Source organism: Egibacteraceae bacterium, from assembly GCA_040905805.1.
Taxonomy (GTDB): Bacteria; Actinomycetota; Nitriliruptoria; order Euzebyales; family Egibacteraceae; genus DATLGH01.
The window spans coordinates 1-1,640 of sequence record JBBDQS010000007.1 but is presented as its reverse complement, the minus strand read 5'-3'; the positions used below and the strand labels follow the sequence as shown (position 1 = coordinate 1,640).

Sequence of the window (1,640 nt, the reverse complement as noted above, 5' to 3'; positions counted from 1 at the left end):
GGTGCGGATCACCCCGATCCGCACCACCGTCGGGTCGGCGGCCGGGCCGTCGACCACGCCGACCCCGCACCGGCTCAACCCGGGATCGACCCCGAGCACGCGCACACTGCACCCTTCCGCTGGAACGCCTGTTCGGGTGGAGGGTAGCACCCGCAGCCACCAGTGCCCCCATATCCGTCCCCGGGCCGCCGCGCAGCCGGCAGTTGTCGGCTTCGAGACATACTTGTCCTGGAGCCGACAACACACGCACGCGACAGCCCCGGCGGTGGCGGGCAGTGACCCGCTCGCGTGACTGTGGGGCGCGCCGCCGTCAGCAATCGCGGCCGCGGCTGCGCAGGGCTGCTCGCAGCTGACGCAGGAAGCGCTCCGGCTTGTCCCGGAACTCCCGCACGCCCACGCGGACCCCCTTCCACTCCGTACGGGCAGTGATCTCGTTGGCACGCACGTGGTCGGTGCGCAGCTGGCTCGGCAACGAGTGGAAGCCGAACCCATCGGACTCGACGAAGACCTGCTGCGAGGGGTAGGCGAGGTCCAGGTGCGCAATGGTGACCCCGTCGACGGTGAGCGGGAAGACACCGGGATGAGGCGCCAGACCGTGGTTGCACACGTAGCTCCGCACCTCCCGCTCGAACGGCGAGTCCGTCTTCCCGTCGCGGCGCAGGATGTCGGCGACCGCCACGAGCGTGGCTCTGGCCGCGAGGGTCAGCGACGCCGAGACCGCACGATCCAGCTCGGCGGCCGTCAGCTGGCCACGCTGCGTCGCGCGGGCGGCGATCTCCACCAGCTCGGGCACACCCGCTCCCGCCCAGGCCATGTCGCGCAGCGTGCGGATCGGCGACGTCACCGGGAGACGCCCCACCCTCCAGCAGTCCTGAGCCGGCAGCGTCATGGTCCGGCGGACGACGATGCCGCGCCGCTCGCTGGCGGGGTGGCCGTTGACGCGCAGGAGCTCCACCGGCGTGGGCCGCACATCGGCGAACCCGAGCACGCTGGCGGCGCTGCGGCCCGCAACCAGGATTCGCTCGCCGTCGGGGCGGCCCGCACCCACGCTGCCGTAGCGCAGCGCGAGGTAGGCCTCGGTCGCGGTGCGCTCGTAGGTCGCGGGCGCCCAGGGCAGGGTGAGCACGCCTCGGTGCGGCCGCGACCACTGCTCCTTGGTAGCCCGGCGGTTGACCGTGCGCGGGTGCAGGCCGAGCTCGGCGAACTGACGTACCGCCACAGCACCGTGCTGGTCATCGGCGAGGCGGAACAGCTTGGCCCAGGCGTCCATGCGAGGATCCTGCCTGCGCATCATCGGGCGGGGCAGCCCAAGGCAGCCCCGCCTGGGGACAACGCTCCCGAGTGGGGGCGGGCGTGGGTGCGCCGGCGTGGTCAGGCAGCCGGCGGAGCCCCCGCCAATGCCAAGGCGGTGTCGGCTTCAGGACATATCTGTCCCGAAGCCAGCAACCCGGCCGGGGGGCGGGGCCGGGGGCACGGCCGGGGGCGGGGCCGGGGGAGCACGGCCGGGGGCGGGGGCGGGGGCACGGCCGGGGGCGGGGGCGGGGACACGGCCGCGGGGCGGGGACGGGGGCACGGCCGGGGGCGGGGGCGGGGACGGGGGCGCGGGGCGGGGCCGGGGGCGCGGGGCGGAGCCCCGGGGG

General features: G+C 75.2%; 1 protein-coding gene. It reads right to left on the bottom strand.

What is annotated here, in order from left to right:
- Nucleotides 1–310 precede the first annotated feature (310 nt).
- Nucleotides 311–1,270: a type IV toxin-antitoxin system AbiEi family antitoxin domain-containing protein gene (locus WD250_01425; protein ID MEX2618854.1), complete on the bottom strand. Its 960-nt coding sequence runs from the start codon at nucleotides 1,268–1,270 to the stop codon at nucleotides 311–313.
- Nucleotides 1,271–1,640 lie beyond the last annotated feature (370 nt).